Origin of the sequence: Thalassospira australica (assembly GCF_000763295.1) — a bacterium.
Classification (GTDB): domain Bacteria; phylum Pseudomonadota; class Alphaproteobacteria; order Rhodospirillales; family Thalassospiraceae; genus Thalassospira; species Thalassospira australica.
This window is the reverse complement of the sequence record NZ_JRJE01000031.1, coordinates 338,410-355,434: the sequence shown is the minus strand read 5'-3', so window position 1 is coordinate 355,434 and position 17,025 is coordinate 338,410. Positions and strand designations below refer to the sequence as shown.

General features: G+C 53.2%; 19 protein-coding genes. 13 read left to right on the top strand and 6 right to left on the bottom strand.

The window, feature by feature from the left end; genetic code table 11:
* Nucleotides 1–51: 51 nt before the first annotated feature.
* The 4 genes from hemB to JF44_RS0114820 all read right to left on the bottom strand — a co-directional run bounded on the left by hemB (nt 52) and on the right by JF44_RS0114820 (nt 4,546).
* Entirely contained in the window at nt 52–1,059 is a 1,008-nt protein-coding gene (hemB, locus tag JF44_RS0114835) for a porphobilinogen synthase (RefSeq protein ID WP_033069730.1), read from the bottom strand.
* A gap of 56 nt (nt 1,060–1,115) precedes the next feature.
* A complete protein-coding gene (locus JF44_RS0114830; protein ID WP_033069729.1) occupies nt 1,116–2,321 on the bottom strand; it encodes an MFS transporter in 1,206 nt (401 codons plus the stop codon).
* A 43-nt stretch (nt 2,322–2,364) separates the two neighbouring features.
* Entirely contained in the window at nt 2,365–3,126 is a 762-nt protein-coding gene (locus JF44_RS0114825; RefSeq protein WP_033069728.1) for a DeoR/GlpR family DNA-binding transcription regulator, read from the bottom strand.
* A gap of 133 nt (nt 3,127–3,259) precedes the next feature.
* Nucleotides 3,260–4,546 carry an O-acetylhomoserine aminocarboxypropyltransferase/cysteine synthase family protein gene (locus tag JF44_RS0114820; RefSeq protein ID WP_033069990.1) on the bottom strand — a complete coding sequence of 429 codons (1,287 nt, stop codon included), beginning with the start codon at nt 4,544–4,546 and terminating at the stop codon, nt 3,260–3,262.
* A 226-nt stretch (nt 4,547–4,772) separates the two neighbouring features.
* Here JF44_RS0114820 and JF44_RS0114815 point away from each other — a divergent pair, with 226 nt between their 5' ends.
* From JF44_RS0114815 to JF44_RS0114800, 4 genes are all read left to right on the top strand, one after another.
* Complete coding sequence (locus JF44_RS0114815; protein WP_033069727.1) at nt 4,773–5,912, top strand: acyl-CoA dehydrogenase family protein; 1,140 nt, start codon at nt 4,773–4,775, stop codon at nt 5,910–5,912.
* A 3-nt stretch (nt 5,913–5,915) separates the two neighbouring features.
* Entirely contained in the window at nt 5,916–7,007 is a 1,092-nt protein-coding gene (locus JF44_RS0114810) for an enoyl-CoA hydratase/isomerase family protein (protein ID WP_033069726.1), read from the top strand.
* A gap of 3 nt (nt 7,008–7,010) precedes the next feature.
* Nucleotides 7,011–7,982: a 3-hydroxyisobutyrate dehydrogenase gene (gene mmsB / locus JF44_RS0114805; RefSeq protein WP_272945641.1), complete on the top strand. Its 972-nt coding sequence runs from the start codon at nt 7,011–7,013 to the stop codon at nt 7,980–7,982.
* Nucleotides 7,983–8,108: 126 nt separating this feature from the next.
* A complete protein-coding gene (locus JF44_RS0114800) occupies nt 8,109–8,300 on the top strand; it encodes a DUF6898 family protein (RefSeq protein WP_033069724.1) in 192 nt (63 codons plus the stop codon).
* A 127-nt stretch (nt 8,301–8,427) separates the two neighbouring features.
* Here JF44_RS0114800 and JF44_RS0114795 read toward each other — a convergent pair whose 3' ends face one another.
* Nucleotides 8,428–8,847 carry a Ros/MucR family transcriptional regulator gene (locus JF44_RS0114795; RefSeq protein ID WP_033069723.1) on the bottom strand — a complete coding sequence of 140 codons (420 nt, stop codon included), beginning with the start codon at nt 8,845–8,847 and terminating at the stop codon, nt 8,428–8,430.
* A 462-nt stretch (nt 8,848–9,309) separates the two neighbouring features.
* Here JF44_RS0114795 and rpiB point away from each other — a divergent pair, with 462 nt between their 5' ends.
* The 9 genes from rpiB to thiL all read left to right on the top strand — a co-directional run bounded on the left by rpiB (nt 9,310) and on the right by thiL (nt 16,428).
* A complete protein-coding gene (gene rpiB / locus JF44_RS0114785) occupies nt 9,310–9,753 on the top strand; it encodes a ribose 5-phosphate isomerase B (RefSeq protein ID WP_033069721.1) in 444 nt (147 codons plus the stop codon).
* Between the two features lie 87 nt (nt 9,754–9,840).
* Nucleotides 9,841–11,115, top strand: coding sequence for a serine hydroxymethyltransferase (gene glyA, locus JF44_RS0114780; RefSeq protein ID WP_033069720.1), 1,275 nt, complete (start codon nt 9,841–9,843; stop codon nt 11,113–11,115).
* A 24-nt stretch (nt 11,116–11,139) separates the two neighbouring features.
* Complete coding sequence (gene nrdR / locus JF44_RS0114775; RefSeq protein WP_008891109.1) at nt 11,140–11,613, top strand: transcriptional regulator NrdR; 474 nt, start codon at nt 11,140–11,142, stop codon at nt 11,611–11,613.
* Entirely contained in the window at nt 11,613–12,734 is a 1,122-nt protein-coding gene (gene ribD / locus JF44_RS0114770) for a bifunctional diaminohydroxyphosphoribosylaminopyrimidine deaminase/5-amino-6-(5-phosphoribosylamino)uracil reductase RibD (RefSeq protein ID WP_033069719.1), read from the top strand. Before nrdR ends, ribD begins: the two co-directional genes overlap by 1 nt.
* A gap of 3 nt (nt 12,735–12,737) precedes the next feature.
* Nucleotides 12,738–13,325, top strand: a complete 588-nt coding sequence (locus JF44_RS0114765) for a riboflavin synthase (RefSeq protein ID WP_033069718.1) — start codon at nt 12,738–12,740, stop codon at nt 13,323–13,325.
* Between the two features lie 6 nt (nt 13,326–13,331).
* Complete coding sequence (ribB, locus tag JF44_RS0114760) at nt 13,332–14,486, top strand: 3,4-dihydroxy-2-butanone-4-phosphate synthase (RefSeq protein WP_033069717.1); 1,155 nt, start codon at nt 13,332–13,334, stop codon at nt 14,484–14,486.
* Between the two features lie 4 nt (nt 14,487–14,490).
* Nucleotides 14,491–14,955 (top strand): 6,7-dimethyl-8-ribityllumazine synthase, encoded by a 465-nt coding sequence (gene ribH / locus JF44_RS0114755; protein WP_033069716.1) that lies wholly within the window; start codon nt 14,491–14,493, stop codon nt 14,953–14,955.
* Complete coding sequence (gene nusB / locus JF44_RS0114750; protein ID WP_033069715.1) at nt 14,955–15,452, top strand: transcription antitermination factor NusB; 498 nt, start codon at nt 14,955–14,957, stop codon at nt 15,450–15,452. The genes ribH and nusB overlap by 1 nt, the downstream gene beginning before the upstream one ends.
* Nucleotide 15,453: 1 nt before the next feature.
* Nucleotides 15,454–16,428 (top strand): thiamine-phosphate kinase, encoded by a 975-nt coding sequence (thiL, locus tag JF44_RS0114745; RefSeq protein ID WP_033069989.1) that lies wholly within the window; start codon nt 15,454–15,456, stop codon nt 16,426–16,428.
* A gap of 34 nt (nt 16,429–16,462) precedes the next feature.
* On the opposite strand, the gene JF44_RS0114740 is transcribed toward thiL, so the two are convergent.
* Entirely contained in the window at nt 16,463–16,912 is a 450-nt protein-coding gene (locus JF44_RS0114740; protein ID WP_033069714.1) for an outer membrane protein assembly factor BamE, read from the bottom strand.
* Between the last annotated feature and the right edge of the window lie 113 nt (nt 16,913–17,025).

Below are 17,025 nucleotides of genomic sequence, written 5' to 3'. Positions count from 1 at the left end.
GTGAGGCCCTTTGATCTATCCGGTGGCAGGGATTGGTTGGTTTTGAGGGAATTATCCCTCAAGCGCTTCGGCAACTTCGATGGCGCTATAGGTAAGCACGCCAGATGCCCCGGCGCGTTTGAAGCATGACAGCGTTTCGATGGCGCATCCGATATAATCAAGCCATCCGTTTTGCCCGCCAGCACGCAACATCGCGTATTCCCCCGATACTTGATAGGCAAAGACCGGTACGCCAAATTCCTGACGCACACGCTGGAGAACGTCAAGATATGGCAAGCCGGGTTTGACAATAACGGAATCGGCGCCTTCATTAAGGTCATAGGCGACTTCGCGCATGGCCTCGTCGGTGTTGGCCGGATCAAGTTGATAGGTTTTCTTGTCCGCCTTCCCAAGTGCGCTGGCCGACCCAATCGCATCGCGGAACGGGCCGTAAAATGACGACGCATATTTCGCGGAATAGGACATGATCTGAACGTTGATAAGGTTTTCACCTTCAAGCGTTTTGCGGATTGCGCCGATGCGGCCATCCATCATGTCAGACGGTGCGACAACATCGCACCCGGCCTGTGCCTGTACCAGTGCCTGACGCACAAGGGCCTCGGTTGTTTCGTCATTCAGGATCTGTCCATCAACGACAATCCCGTCCTGCCCGTCGGCATTGAACGGGTCAAGGGCAACATCGGTAATTACACCCAGATTGGGGCAGGCGTCCTTGATTGCCTTTGTCGCACGACAGACGACGTTGTCAGGGTTATATGCTTCGCGCGCATCCTTGGTCTTAAGGCTGGCGTCGATATAGGGAAACAGGGCCAATGCAGGTATGCCAAGTTTTTCGGCATGTTTGGCGGTTTCAACCAGCACATCAACGGATTGGCGTTCGACCCCGGGCATGGACGGGATTGGAGAACGTTCATTGCTGCCATCGATGACAAAAACCGGCAGGATCAGATCATGAGCGGTCAAACGGGTTTCCGCGACCATGCGCCGTGACCAATCGGTCATGCGGTTGCGACGCTGGCGGGTGGTGGGAAATGTCCCATAGGCGAATTTGTTGGCCATGATCTGTTCTCTGTATTGTGAGGCTGGGCAATTTATGGGGCAGATTTCGCCTTTGTTCAACCATTCCCCGCAATTTGCAAGCGGCCACGCATGGTTAGAAGGTAAACAGGAATAATCATACCAAGGAAAGTCGCGGTAAAGGCAAAGGCCGTGACGAGCCCCGCGGCTTCGCCAATCGCACCAATAACAGGTGGCCCGGCCATAATGGCCGAATAGCCGGTTGCAGCAATGGTCGATACAACAGAACCTCCACCTTTGCCGGTTGCCTTGGATGCTGCGGAAAGTAACAGCGGAAGGATCACGGCAAGCCCCATTCCTGCAACGCCACAGCCAATCCAGGCGACCATATAGTGCGGCGCAAAGGTGATAATGAACGTTCCAAGAGATGCCAAAACCGAACTTGTCAGCAAAACATTTACGCGGCCAAACCGTGTGACCAGCGCATCGCCCGAAAGGCGGGTTGCAGCCATGGCAAAGGAATAGATCGCAAAGCCAACGGCAGCCATGGTGGGGCCGGATGAAAGTTCGGAGTTCAAAAAGACGGTGGCCCAATCGGTGATGACGCCTTCGCCAAACTGACCGATAAATGCACAGACGCCAAAAGGTAGCAGGACAAGAAACATATGGCGTTCCTTGATCTTTGCTGAGCCGGATTGTGTTTCGTTGATTTTGGTTTTGCCTTCGCGACCAATTGCCCTTGCTGCTGCCTGATCTGTCAGAAGACCTGCTTGGGCGATGATATGCGCAATGAGGAACAGTGTCAGAACAAAGGGCAAGTGATAATTGTTGCTGATGGGAAGCGCGAACCATGCCGCGGCAATGCCGGCCCCGGCAAAGCCACCGAGACTCCAGAAACCATGCAATCCGGACATGATGCTTCGGCCTTTGACCCGTTCCACATGGAGCCCATTGGCATTCATCGAAACATCAAGAAACGCACCGGAGAAACCAAGGGCAAACATGGCAATGGAAATGCTGAAGTAGCTTGGCATGAATGCCGGGATGCCAACCGCGATGAAATAGAAAAGTCCGGAATAACGCACCACGCGCTCACTGCCAAACCGATCCGCCAGACGCCCCGCGATCGGCATGACCGCAAGGACACCGATAGCTGCTGCCAGCAGGATACCGCCAAGCGCGTCATGACCAAGACCGAGACGTTCCTGAACCAGTGGAATATGGGGCACCCAACTTGAAAAAGCAGCGCCATGTAAAAAGAAGATCGCGCGCACCCGATTATGGGCAATGGAATAAGGCTGCATTTAATTGGGGCTCCAAAGCATCGTGTTTCAGGCGTTATCAAATTCAAGCCTGAACAATATTGATCCCGCGACGGGAATAGTTGGCAAGATAACCCGATGACAATTTACGACCGGTGACAAGGTGTGAAATCGCATCAATGTCACAAACCCGATAGGGCAGGCTGGTTTCAAGCTTGTCTGCTGTCGTCACGGCGATGACCTCGGCCGATTGGGCGATCATGGCGGCTTTTGATGCCCGTTCTTCCGTGCTGCTGGTCGATAAACCGGCCTCTGGGTGCAGGGCGCAGGTACCCAGCAGTGCAAGGTCGGCGTTATATTTGCGGATTTCGTCAATGGTCGTCGGGCCGCATACCGCCATTTCAGTTTTACGCAAAGTACCGCCCAGCATGATAACGTTGGCGTTTGGGTGATCGGCCAGTTCAGCCGCAACCATCGGATTTACGGTAATAATCGTGCCGCGAAAAGATGGTTTCAGATGGCGGGCAACTTCACAGACGGTCGTGCCGCTGTCAAAAAACAGGACACCGTCATCGGGGATAAGGTCACGTGCGGTCTTTTGCGCAATCATCGCCCGTTCGGGCTGTAATTCCTGAGCACGTTCTACATATGTGTCCGACGCCTTATTGGGAAGAACCGCACCGCCGTGGATGCGGCGCAAATATCCGTCTTCTTCCATCTGACGCAAATCACGCCGGATGGTATCAAGAGATGCATGGAACAGGGCGGCCAGATCATGGATATGCACCGTGCCGTTGCGCCGCAAAAGTTTCTGGATTTCGTCTTGTCGTGTTGTAACGCTCGACATTTGTGTGCCTGTTTTGCATGTTATGCGTATTTTGCCGATATTTGTTTAGGGGCGGCCCTGTCATGCGTCAACAAAAAACCGACCGGACATGTGTCCGGCCGGTTTAGGAAATCATTCGAAAACGGACTGGTCGTCAGGCTTTTTCAAGTGCCTGAGTCAGATCTGCCAGAATGTCATCAATATGTTCGATTCCGATCGACAGGCGAACGTAGCCGTCGGTCACACCTGATGACAGGCGGTCTTCTTCGGACAATTGGCTATGGGTCGTCGTTGCCGGGTGAATGGCAAGCGATCGCGTATCCCCGATGTTGGCCACGTGGTAAAGCAGCTCCAGCGAATTGATGAATTTCTCGCCGGCATCTTTGCCGCCTGCCAGTTCAAAGCCCATCAAGGCACCGAAACCACCTTTGAGATAGGTATCGGCGCGACGGCGGCTTTCGCCGTCCTGTTTGCTGGGGTGAATGACCTTGGTGACTTTCGGATGAGACGCCAGGAAGTCGGCAACCTTGTTGGCGTTTTCGCAATGGCGTTCCATCCGTAGCGGCAGGGTTTCCATGCCCTGAATGGTCTGGAAGGAATTGAACGGCGATGCAGCCGCACCCATATCGCGCAGCACTGTGCAGCGCAGTTTGATCGCATAGGCCACCGGGCCAATCGGTTTGACGGCCTCGGTCCAGACAGCACCGTGATAGCTTGGGTCCGGTTCGTTCAGAAGCGGGAAGCGTTTTGCATGCTTTTCCCAGTCAAACTTGCCGGAATCGACAACAACCCCGCCAACCGATGTGCCGTGACCGGCAATGAATTTGGTCGTCGAATACATCACGATGCTGGCACCATGGTCGATCGGTTTGCAAATCACCGGTGCAGACGTGTTGTCAACAATCAGCGGAATGCCAAGATCATCGCCAATATCGGCCACTTCGCGGATCGGGAACACCTGAAGTTTCGGGTTGGGCAGGGTTTCGGCATAAAACGCACGGGTTTTGTCATCGGCGAGACGGCGGAAGTTTTCCGGATCAGACGGATCGGCAAAACGCACCTCGATCCCCATCTGCTTGAAGGTGTTGGCAAACAGGTTCCAGGTGCCACCGTAAAGATCGGTCGAGCTGACAATATTGTCGCCGGCCTGGGCGATATTGAGAATGGCGAAAGTCGATGCTGCCTGTCCCGATCCAAGTGCGACCGCTGCGGCACCGCCATCAAGTGCGGCAATGCGCTGTTCGAGCACATCATTGGTGGGGTTCATCAGGCGGGTATAGATATTGCCGAGTTCCTTAAGCGCAAAAAGATCTGCTGCATGCTGGGTGTCGCGGAACTGATAGCTGGTTGTTTGATAGAGCGGCACAGCAACGGAACCGGTTGTCGGTTCGGCGCGATAGCCAGCATGTAGGACAATGGTTTCCGGTTTGGTCGAAGACATAATGAATGTTTCCCTGATGGATCGTTTTTTCAGACGTGAGGAGGGTATGCGTAGCAACCGGGTGTCTGCAAGAAACAATTGCAGCAAAGGCTTGTGCGTATTCATCGGCGGGTTGATTTTTCTTAAATAGCGATAATTCGGTACGATTATACCGAATGAATTGACAAAACCGGGATTTCACGTTTACGTAAAGGGAAAATAGAAATGTAAAAGAGGCGGCGATCCAATGGAGTTCAACCTGTCTGACGATCAGCAGGCATTTGCCGAGGCTGCGCGCGATTTCGCACAGAATGAAATGGCCCCGCATGCCGGGGAATGGGATGCAAACCATATTTTTCCCGAAGAAACCCTGCGCAAGGCAGCCGAACTTGGTTTTGCCGCGATCTACACCGGCGAGGAATATGGTGGCACGGGGCTTGGTCGCCTTGATGCTGCGGTGATCTTCGAAGAACTTGCTGCGGCCTGTCCGTCCACTGCGGCCTATATTTCGATCCACAACATGGCCTGCTGGATGATCGATACGTTTGGCAATGACGCGCAGCGCGCGAAATTTTTGCCCAAACTGGTGACCATGGAACATTTCGCCAGCTACTGTCTGACCGAGCCAGGGGCAGGTTCAGATGCCGGGGCGCTTCGAACCCGCGCAGAGCGTAATGGTGATCATTACATCCTGAATGGTGAGAAGGCCTTTATTTCCGGCGGATCGCGCAGCGATGTTTATGTGGTCATGGCGCGCACTGGCGATGACAGCCCGAAAGGTATTTCGACGTTCATCGTGCCAAAGGATGCCGAGGGGCTGTCATTTGGCAAGTTGGAAGAAAAAATGGGCTGGAACAGTCAGCCGACCGCAGCCGTTATCTTTAGCAACTGCAAGGTGTCGGCCGAAAACCGTCTGGGTGAAGAGGGCGAAGGGTTTAAATTCGCCATGAAGGGCCTTGATGGTGGTCGATTGAATATCGCGGCCTGTTCGGTCGGCGGGGCACGTGCGGCTATGGAACATGCACGCGACCATATGAAGGTGCGCAAGCAGTTTGGCAAAAGCCTTGATCAGTTTCAGGCGCTGCAATTCAAATTCGCCGATATGGTCACCGAACTCGAAGCTGCGCGCCTGATGCTTCACAAAGGGGCCTGGAAGCTGGATCACAAAACTGATGATGCGACGCAGTTTTGTGCGATGGCCAAACGGTTTGCGACCGACGTCGGGTTTAATGTGTGTAATGAAGCGCTGCAGCTTCACGGTGGATATGGCTATATTCGCGAATACCCGATTGAACGGCTGTTGCGTGATCTGCGTGTCCATCAAATCCTTGAAGGTACAAACGAAATCATGCGCCTGATCATCTCGCGCGCGGCCCTGAAGGACTGACACATGACTACTGATTCAAAGTCGACAAATGACGCCATAGAAGCCCCGGTCCTGTTTTCACAGGAAGGTAGTTCTGGTCGTATTGTTCTTAACCGTCCACGGGCGTTGAATGCGCTTGATTTGGAAATGGTTGATATGATGATGGCGCAGCTCAAATCCTGGGAACAGGATGTGTCGATCAAGGTCGTTATCATCGAGGGTGCTGGCGAAAAGGCATTCTGCGCTGGCGGAGATATCCGGGGCCTTTATGATGCGCGCCAGGTTGACGATGAAGAAATACTCGATGCGTTTTATCGGCGCGAGTATCACTTGAACCATTATATCGCCAATTACCCGAAGCCTTATGTTGCCATGATGGATGGGATCACGATGGGTGGAGGTGTTGGTGTTTCGATCCATGGGCGTTTCCGGGTGGTGACGGAACGGACGTTATTTGCCATGCCCGAAACTGGTATCGGATTCTTTCCCGATGTTGGTGGGGGATACTTCCTGCCGCGCTGCCCCGGAATGATTGGCATGTACCTTGGATTGACCGGTGCCCGGATAAAAGCGGCGGACTGTCTTTATGCCGGACTGGCAACCCATGGGGCACAAAGTGATGGCATCAATCAGATTTGTGCTGATTTGGCAGCGGCGTCCTATGATGGTGATAGCTTCGCGGTGGTGTCAGCCGTTCTTGATAAACACGCCAAATCATTCGACAACGCCCCGCTTGCCGAAATTCGCGAGCCAATTGACCGCACCTTTTCGGGTGAGAGTGTGGCGGCGATTTTCGCTGCTCTTGAGCATGAAGAAACTGAATTTGGCACCAAAACCCTTGAAATGTTGGCGGGAAAATCACCAACAGCGCTTTGCGTTAGCTATGAACAAATCCGTCAGGGGAGCGATATGTCACTCGCAGGTGTTTTAAATATGGAATACCGCTTGTCGCAGCGCATGGTCTGTAAGCCCGACCTTTTTGAAGGTGTGCGGGCAGTGATCCTTGATAAGGACCATGCCCCCAAATGGCAGCATGGTGATATCGGACAGGTCGACCCGAGCGAGGTGGCCGAATATTTCGAGCTGTTGCCAGAAAACAAAGAACTTAATCTTTAAAATGTGTCGGGGCGATCTTCTGCCCAAAAAACACACGAAAAACAGACCAAAAAGCCCCGAGACGGGTATCAGAGGAGACTTCAAATGGCGAATATCGGTTTTATTGGTTTGGGCAATATGGGTGGGCCGATGGCGGCCAACCTGGTCAAGGCCGGACACATGGTCAAGGTTTTCGACCTGTCCGATGATGCGGTGGCCAACGCTGTTGAAGGTGGTGCACATAAGGCCGCTTCGGTCGGGGCGGCTGCGGCCGATGTTGACTTCGTTGTGACGGTGCTGCCAGCGGGAAAACATGTTCTGGCCGTCTATGACGGACTGGACGGTGTCATTGCCCATGCCAAGCCGGGGACGGTCCTGATCGACAGTTCGACCATTGATGTGGATTCGGCCCGCAAGGCATCTGAACTTGCCAAGGCTGCCGGGCTTGGTGTTGTTGATGCCCCGATTTCGGGCGGAACAGCCGGTGCCGCGGCTGGAACCCTGACCTTCATGGTTGGGGGGGCTGATGCCGATTTCGCCAGTGCAGAACCCATCCTGGCAGCGATGGGCAGCAATATTGTTCATGCCGGTGATAGTGGTGCAGGGCAGGCAGCCAAGATTTGCAACAATATGGTGTTGGGTGTGAGCATGATTGCCGTTTCCGAGGCCTTCATGCTGGCAAAGCGCCTTGGGCTTGATGCCCAGAAACTGTTTGAGGTTTCATCAAAGGCATCTGGTCAGTGTTGGGCGTTGACCAGCTATTGCCCGGTTCCCGGACCGGTTCCGACATCACCGGCCAATCGCGATTACCAGCCGGGCTTTGCGGTGGATATGATGCTGAAGGACCTGAAACTTGCCCAGCAGGCGTCAGCAGAATCAGGGGCAACCACCCCGATGGGCGCGCTGGCTGAAAGCCTTTATGCGCTTTATTCCAATGGCGGCAATGGGGACATGGATTTCTCGGCCATAGTCAAAATGCTTGACGGTGAAAAATAAGCCTCGGACTTTGAAGAACAATAAAAACGGGTCCGGGAAACCAGGCCCGTTTTTTGTTATCTGTTGCGTTGTTGGAAAATGCGAGCAAAATGATCAAAGCAAGTTTTGACAGGCAACAGTGTATTTATGACGACACGCAACAATACCCCCAGAGAAATCTATTTTGAGCTTCGCCAGGTCGGGACCTATCTTCGCTGTACAGCGATTGATGGAAAAACCGGCGTCGAGGTCACAGTTGCGGGGCCGGTAAGCCGTAATGCGGAGCAACTGAAACGGGTTGCCGCACAAAAACTTGAATACGTTCTCAATAAGGGATGATGCCTGCGCCACGAAGCGTCGGTTTCTTTGTTGTTCCGGTGTCTGCACTGAGCACAACAAAAAACGCCACCCCATAAAAAGGGCGGCGTTTTTTGTTTGTAACTTCGCAGTTCTTGTCTGATCGGCGTTATTTCGCCTTGCGACCCAGACCGATTTGCTTGGCAAATTGGGAACGCTGTTTTGCATAGTTTGGTGCGACCATCGGGTAATCGGACGGAAGGCCCCATTTTGCACGGTATTCTTCCGGTGTCAGATTATAGGTCGTGCGAAGGTGACGTTTGAGCATTTTAAGCTTTTTGCCATCTTCGAGGCAGACGATGAAGTCATCACCAATGGATTTTTTGATCGGAACGGCCGGTTTCAGCGGTTCCTGAACTGGTTCTTTGTCAACTTCGTGTATTTCATCAAGCGATGAAAATACGGTCGAAATCAGTTCCGGAATCTGCGCCGCTGCGAGAGCATTGTTGCTTACATAGGCAGAAACGATATCGACGGTCATCTGCAATAGTTCGTCGCGATCAAGCACGCTGGTCTCTTGTTCAGACATAATTAAAGTAATCCTTTGTGTATCAACTGAGTTTAATCTTAATGCACTATTTATCCGATATAATCAAACCACAGAAAAAGACAAGTCAATTTGTCATTTATGATGTGTAAAAATGGATTTTTATGGCCATTATAACTTTAGGTATCAGATTTTTTGTTATGTCAGGAAATGCTTGTAAAGCAGTCGCGATACACGTTTAACGCGAATGCGCAATGCTACTGTTTAAATGGCATGATCGTACTGTACGACATTAGCCTGCCTCTGATACTCCGCTTGATCTTGTAGACGGTGCAAAACCGTACATAGGTCGTAAGTGCATAAAGCCGTTCGACCCTGTTGGTTTGTTGTATAATTCTGTTTGGAAAACTTGCTGTTTTGGGTGAGCTCCGCGTTGGCAGGCCCAATGCTATATGCTACAAGGCGCTCAATTTTAGTATTCTGCTTTTGGATGAAGGCAAGCCTATGACTGTCAAGACCCTTGCTATTGCTGCCGATCATGGTGGTGTCGAGCTTAAATCGGCTATCATTGATACCTTGAAAAAGCGCGGAGTAGAAGTGCTTGACCTTGGCACGGATGGCTCCGCATCGGTGGATTATCCGGACTTTGCGCAGGCCGTTGCCAAAACGATTATCGATGGCAAGGCCGAGGCGGGCATTCTCGTCTGTGGTTCTGGCATCGGTATGAGCATGGCCGCAAACCGATACCCGCAAATTCGTGCGGCTCTGGTGCATGACCGGCTTTCTGCGGAATTGTGCCGCCAACATAACAACGCAAACGTTTTGTGCCTTGGTGCACGCCTGTTGGGTGATGCTACGGCACTCGATTGTGTGGATGCATTTATGTCGACCGAGTTTGAAGGTGGTCGTCACGAAGGTCGCGTCGCAAAAATGTCTTGCTCTGTCTGATTTTACCGCCATCTGGCATCAACCGGAACGGGCAGGCGGTCTGTTTGGATCGTTGACCCGTCACATCGTATTGAAAGAGGCCCCTGTATGTCGTTCAAAGGCTTTTTCACCACCAGCTTGTCCGAAGCTGATCCGGCACTGTTCAAATCGGTTACTGACGAACTTGATCGTCAGCAGAACCAGATCGAAATGATTGCTTCGGAGAATATCGTCTCCAAAGCGGTTATTGATGCACAGGGTACCGTTCTGACCAACAAATATGCCGAAGGCTATCCTTCGCGCCGCTATTACGGTGGTTGTGAATTCGTTGATGTTGCCGAGGCACTGGCAATTGAACGCGCCAAGGAAATCTTTGGCTGCGAATTCGTCAACGTGCAGCCGCATTCCGGCGCACAGGCAAACGGTGCTGTCATGCTGGCCCTTTGCAAGCCGGGCGACACCATTTTGGGCATGTCGCTTGATGCCGGTGGTCACCTGACGCATGGCGCACGCCCTGCTTTGTCGGGCAAATGGTTCAATGCCGTTCAGTACGGGGTTCGTGAAGACGACCTGACCCTTGATTACGATCAGGTCGAAGCCCTTGCGGTCGAGCACAAACCAGCCCTGATTATTGCTGGTGGTTCTGCGATCCCGCGTCAGATCGATTTCAAGCGTTTCCGCGAAATCGCTGACAAAGTTGGAGCATTGCTGATGGTGGATATGGCGCACTTTGCCGGCCTTGTTGCCGGTGGCGTTCATCCGAGCCCGCTTCCTTATGCCGATGTTGTCACCACCACGACGCACAAAACCCTTCGTGGCCCGCGTGGCGGCATGATCCTGTCGAACAACCTCGATATCGGCAAAAAGATCAATTCGGCGGTGTTCCCTGGTCTGCAGGGTGGTCCGTTGATGCATGTGATTGCAGCCAAGGCTGTTGCCTTTGGCGAAGCGCTGCGCCCGGAATTCAAAGACTATGCGCAGCAGGTTGTCGATAATGCCAAAGCCCTGGCCGAAGTTCTGGTCAAGCGCGGCTTTGATATTGTTACCGGTGGCACCGATACGCACCTGATGCTTGTTGACCTGCGCCCGAAGGGCCTTAAGGGCAACACCGCAGAAGTCGCGCTTGAACGTGCTGGGATTACCTGCAACAAAAACGGCATTCCGTTCGATACCGAGAAACCGACCGTGACCTCGGGTGTGCGTCTTGGCACCCCGGCCGGTACTACGCGCGGTTTTGGTGTTGCTGAATTCCAGCAGATTGGCGAACTGATCGGTGACGTTCTTGACGCCATGGTCGATAGCCCGGAAGGCAATGCCGAAGTCGAAGCCGCTGTCCGTGCAAAGGTCGAAGACCTGTGCAAACGCTTCCCGATCTATTCCTGATCGAACTGAACTGAGTAAAACATAATGCGTTGCCCGTTTTGCGGACATACCGATACCCAGGTTAAGGACTCCCGTCCGACCGAAGAGCATCATGCCATTCGCCGTCGCCGGTTCTGTCCTGCCTGCGGATCGCGCTTTACGACATTTGAACGTGTTCAATTGCGTGAACTGATGGTTGTCAAGACAGACGGGCAACGCGAATTGTTCGACCGCGACAAACTGGCGCGGTCGATCTTTCTTGCGTGTCGCAAACGCCCGATCGAAGACGAGCGGGTTGAAAAGGCCCTTAATGGCATTCAACGCCGTCTTGAAAGCAGCGGTGAAAGCGATATTTCCACCGATACCATTGGCGAAATGGTGATGGAGGCGCTTAATGCCCTCGATCAGGTGGCCTATGTGCGCTACGCTTCGGTCTATAAGAACTTCCGCGAAGCGCGGGACTTCGAACAATTCGTCGAAAAAATGCATGATGGGGAAGAAGAGGCGGACGCAGAGTAATGACAGCCCCCGCGTTTAGCGAAGACGACCGGCATTTCATGCGGGTCGCATTGAGCCTGTCAAAACGCGGTTTGGGAAACGTCTGGCCGAACCCGGCCGTTGGCTGTGTCCTTGTGTCTTCTGACGGAACCATCGTCGGGCGTGGTCATACCCAACCCGGCGGGCGTCCTCATGCCGAACGTGTTGCTCTTGATATCGCAGGTGATCTTGCACGTGGGGCAACGGCCTATGTCACACTTGAACCTTGCAGTCATTTTGGCAAAACACCGCCCTGTGCGGTCGGCCTGATTGACGCGGGGGTAACGCGGGTGGTCTGTGCGCTGGTCGATCCTGATCCGCGTGTGTCGGGCAGGGGGCATGAGATGCTCCGCAAGGCGGGTATTCAGGCTGATGTTGGTTTGTTTGCCGATGACGCACGCAGGATCAACGAAGGTTTTCTGTCAAAAGTTGAACGTGGCCGTCCTTTCGTGACACTTAAGCTTGCCTCGACAATCGATGCGCGTTCAGCGACGTCTTCGGGTGAAAGCCAGTGGATCACGGGACAACAAGCGCGCGACGAAGGCCACCTGATGCGGGCCACACATGATGCCATCTTGGTCGGTGCCCAAACTGTCCTTGCTGATGACCCAACTCTCACCTGCCGTTTGGCGGGGCGGTCAGATCAATCACCTGTCCGTGTTATCCTTGATCGTTCTGGCACGGTGCCGGTTACGACGAAACTTGCCCAAACGGCGTCTGATGTGCCGACCTGGCTTGTCACTGCCGAGAAGAATTTCACCAAACTACTGGAGAAATTTGAAAAAACTTCGGTAAAAGTGATTGCTGCCCGATGCACTGCCGGGCATTTGGACCTACATGACGTTCTAGGAAAGCTGGCGGGCGAAGGTCTGACCCGCGTTCTTGTCGAAAGCGGCGGTAATTTGGCTGCCGGTTTGATCAAGAGTGGGGTGGTAGACCGGATTGTTCATTTCGTCGCGCCGTCGATGATTGGTGCAGATGGCAAGGCAATGATTGCCGATTTAGGTGTTGATAAGCTTGAAAATGCACCGCAATTCAAACGCTCTTCTGTTCGTTCAGTTGGTCAAGACATTGCGATAACATACGAAAATAAAACGGATTAATTGATGTTCACTGGTATTATCACCGATATTGCAACTGTCCGTGCGATTGAAAAAACCGGCGACACCCGGTTTGAATTCACGACTGCTTTCGACACGTCAAAGATTGTTTTGGGCGCCTCCATTGCGTGTAATGGTGCCTGCATGACGGTGGTTGAGACCGGTAGTGACTGGTTTGCGATTGATGCGTCGGCTGAAAGCCTGTCGCGCACGACACTTGGTGATCTGAAGGTTGGCTCGAAGGTCAATCTGGAGCAGGCGACCCGTGTTGGCGATGAACTTGGTGGCCATATCGTTTCGGGCCATGTGGATGGTGTCGCCATCCTGACAAAACGCGTCCCCGAGGGGGATTCTTTACGCCTGACCTTTGAAGTGCCCGAAAGTTTTGCAAAATACATTGCATCAAAGGGGTCTGTGACCCTTGAAGGTGTGTCCTTGACCGTGAACGAGGTTGACGGAAACACTTTCGGTATCAATCTGATACCCCATACTCAGACAGAGACCACGCTGGGCTCAAAACAGCCGGGTGACCGGATCAATTTCGAAATCGACATGCTTGCACGCTATGTTGCGCGCATGCTTGGCAAGGACTGATTGATAATGCCCAACAACTATCTTTCGCCGATTGAAGACGTCATCGAAGAAGCCCGCAATGGCCGAATGTTTATTCTTGTCGATGACGAAGATCGTGAAAACGAAGGCGATTTGGTCATTCCGGCCCAGATGGCAACACCTGATGCCATCAACTTCATGGCGACCCATGGACGCGGCCTGATTTGCCTGACCCTTGAGTCGGAACGCTGTGACGAACTTGGGCTGACCATGATGAGTGCCCATAACGGCACCCGCCATGAAACAGCATTCACCGTCTCGATCGAAGCCAAAACCGGGGTTACCACCGGCATTTCGGCTCCGGATCGGGCGCGCACAGTCGCCGTTGCAATCGACCCGAATGCCGGACGCCACGATATCGTCACGCCGGGGCATGTGTTCCCGTTGCGTGCCCGTCCGGGTGGGGTTTTGGTGCGTGCAGGTCATACCGAAGCATCGGTGGATATCGCGCGTCTTGCCGGATTGAACCCGTCTGGTGTGATCTGCGAAATCATGAGTGATTCCGGGGAAATGGCGCGGCTTCCGGAACTTGTTGAATTTGCCAAGAAACATGACCTCAAAATCGCGCAGATTGCCGATCTGATCCGCTATCGCCGCAAGCACGAAAAAGTGGTTCAGCGCAAGGCAACCACTAAGATCCAAAGCGTCAATGGCGGCGAGTTTGACATGCATCTGTATGTTAATAACGTTACCTACGCAGAACATATTGCGCTGGTGAAAGGGGACATCAGTGATGATGCACCTGTGCTGACACGTGTGCATGCCCTTAACGTGATCGAAGATGTGCTTGGTGATACCCAGAACGGACATGAGGGCCAACTGGCGGCAGCCATGCGCCAAATCGGAGAAGAAGGCCGTGGTGTCGTGGTCTTGATCCGTGAACCACGCCCGAACACCTTGTCATCGTCTGTCGCCAAACTTATAGAGATCAATGGCGGTGACGGCGATGCCTTGCGTCAGGAACTTGCCGACCAAAGCGGTGATGCCGACTTGCGCGATTACGGTGTTGGTGCGCAAATCTTGCATGATCTTGGTATTCGCGACATGATTCTGCTTTCAAATACAAAACGCCACATTGTAGGACTTGACGGCTTCGGTCTAAATCTGGTTGATCAGCGTCCGCTTGTCGTCTCGGAGGAATAAAACCATGAGCAACGCCCCCCACATTCTCATTGTGGATGCGCCATATTACACGCATATCGTCGAAGACCTTGTCAAAGGGGCTGCTTCGACTCTGGAAGCCGGTGGCGCAACGTGGGACCGTATTTCGGTGTCAGGTGCGTTCGAGGTGCCGATCACCATTCGATATGCGGTGCAGTCAATGAAAGAATTGGCCACTGGACCACGCTATGATGGCTATCTCGCGCTTGGGTGTGTTATCCGTGGCGAAACCACGCACTATGATCACATCTGCGAAGAAGCCAACCGTGCGTTGATGCAGCTATGTCTTGAATACAAACTTGCCATCGGCAACGGCATTCTGACTGTCGAAAACGAGGCACAGGCGCTTGCACGGGCAAAGGCTGACGAAAAGAACAAGGGTGGCGAAGCTGCCAAGGCTGTTCTGCGTCAGATCGAAGTTCAAAACCATTTTGGAATACATCACAAGTAATGACCGAAAAATCAAAGGCATCAGCCGCACAGCGGCGCAGTGCGGCGCGTTTTGCCGCCATTCAGGCGCTCTATCAGGCAGAACTGTCACAGCTTTCTGCCAGTGATATCGTGCGCGAATACTCCGACTTCCGCCTTGATGGTGAAGGCGGTCGCGACCTTGATATCCCCAACGAGGACTTGATTGACCCGGATCGTGGTTTCTTTGCTGATCTGGTCCAGGGTGTCGCTGCGCGCATGGTCGATATCGACGGTATGATCAATGGCGCCCTTGAAAAGGGCTGGACCACCCAGCGTTTGGAAACGGTTCTGCGGAGCATCCTGCGTGCAGGAACCTATGAATTGATCGCGCGCGAAGATGTTCCAATGCGGGTTGTCATTACCGAATATGTTGATGCAGCCCATTCGTTCTTTGACGAGAACGAACCCAAGCTTGTAAATGCCGTTCTTGACCGCATTGGGAAAACGCTGCGTCCCGGTGAAAACGGACAAAATTGATATGGCTGCGCGATCTGGTGAGTTTGAACTGATCGCGCGCCATTTCGCGCCCATTGCCGGGCGTGATCCGGCTGCATTGTCGCTTCGGGATGATGCGGCTGTGTTTTCTTCTCCTGCCGGGTGCGAGGTCGTGGTCACCACCGACGCGCTGGTGGCAGGTGTGCATTTCCGGGGCATTGATGCGCCGGAAAAGGTCGCCAAAAAAGTTCTGCGTGTGAACCTGTCAGACCTTGCCGCGATGGGGGCCAGGGCAGGTGGTGTGGTTTTGACCACCGGGTATAATCGTGATCTTTCCGAAGAATGGATCGAACGATTTGCCAAAGGGTTTGGCGAAGACTGCGCAGCGCATGACGTTGCCCTGCTGGGGGGGGATACAGTCAGTACTCCTGGTCCAAGTTTCTTTAGCCTGACCGCCTTTGGATATGTTCCAACGGGCAGGGCACTTCGCCGGGATCAGGCCCGTCCGGGGGATATTCTGGCTGTAACAGGAACGCTTGGCGATTCTGCGCTTGGATTAGAAGTGTTGAACGGCAATCTCTCCGTTCGTGATGCCGAAGATGCAGATTTTCTCAAGAACCGTTATTGGTTGCCACAGCCCCGCATAAAGGCGGGTTTGGCCTGTGTGGATCTTAATGCCCGTATCGCGGCGATGGATATCTCAGACGGACTATCTGGTGATTGCCGCAAAATCTGCATTGCTTCGGGCGTTGGCATGGAAATCACCCGTGACGCCATCCCGCTGTCACCTGCGGCGAAGGCGGTTGTTGATCTTGAGCCGGGGAAGTGGGAACGTATTTTGGCCGGTGGGGATGATTACGAGCTTCTGATCGCAGGACAAGCCCAAGATATCAAGGCCTTGGGCGAGACAGTTACCGTGATCGGCAAGGTAACAGATGAAGTTGGAACTGTGTCGTTACTTGGACCAGATGGAAAAATGGCCGAACTCGCAGAAGGCGGGTTCGACCATTTTCGATAACGTATTTAGCATTCGGTCAATTGCGAATTAGATCTTATTGACCTTCGCTGAACCGGCCAAGGTTGCCAAAAAGCTGTTGCAGGATCGTCAATTCACGTCCGGCTGTTGGCGTTACACGGTTCGTCGGGATGACGGGTTTGCCGTCTTCCAGATCATATTCGCTCAGGATTTCGACGCGATTGGCGGAATCGAAGCTGATCAAAACGACTTTCTGTTCCACCGTTTCCGGTTCAAAGAATGCAACTGTTTCGGTGACTCTGGAAATATACAGCCAGACGTTTTCGTCAAAGGCAGCGATGGTGGAAGGTGAGCCCAAAATATCGGTCACATCACCTTTGGTCGATTCTCCAACCGATATCTGTTCAAGCTGTTCTGGTTCCGGTGCGTTGCCACGTGAGGCAATTGTCGGGCTACATGCAGAGACAAAGGCAATAGCCAGTCCTGCCAGCATGATCAGGGGAATGCGGGTAGTTTTATTATGCATGAAGCTCACCTGAGCGACCCTCTTGTTGAAGCCAAACCGGAATTGCCTTGAGTTTCTGCGCTAGGCGCATGATATTGCCGGGCAATGACTGGGGCAGGGTTGCCCCAATGGAA